We start from the raw sequence: 565 nt of genomic DNA on the forward strand, positions 1-565 counted from the left end.
GCTCGCCGCCATGTTTCCCGAGCGCGGCCGCCGCACGATCGGGGAGGAAGTCCTGCGCCTGGACCGGATCAATGCCGGGCGGATGGTGCAGGACGTCAGCCTGTCGGTGCGGGCCGGCGAGATCGTCGGGTTGGGCGGGCTGGTAGGCTCGGGCCGCACCGAGGTCGCCCGCGCCATCTTCGGCGCCGACCGCCTGGACAGCGGCAGCATCCACATCAACGGCAAGCCGGTCCAGCTGCGCACGCCGGTCCACGCGGTGAAAGCCGGGATCGGGCTGGTGCCGGAGGACCGCAAGCTCCATGGCGTGATCCTGGACAAGCCGATCCGCGTGAACGCGACCATGGCCAGGCTATCCGCGGTGGTGAACGCTTTTGGCTTCCTGCGCCAGGGCCTGGAACGCAAGCTCGTCACCGAACTCGGCCAGAGCCTGCGCCTGAAGGCCTCCAGCATCGACGCGCCGGTCTCCAGCCTGTCCGGCGGCAACCAGCAGAAGGTCGTGCTCGCCAAGTGGTTCCACGCCGGCGGCAACCTGATCATCCTGGATGAGCCGACTCGCGGCGTGGAC

General features: G+C 69.6%; 1 protein-coding gene. It reads left to right on the plus strand.

All coding sequences use genetic code 11. The annotated features are described in order from the left end of the window. The coding region (locus tag EQG76_RS07335) for an ATP-binding cassette domain-containing protein (protein WP_159711992.1) at window positions 1-565 on the plus strand (565 nt) is incomplete at both ends.

Origin of the sequence: Geminicoccus flavidas (genome assembly GCF_009806515.1) — a bacterium.
Lineage (GTDB): Bacteria > Pseudomonadota > Alphaproteobacteria > Geminicoccales > Geminicoccaceae > Geminicoccus > Geminicoccus flavidus.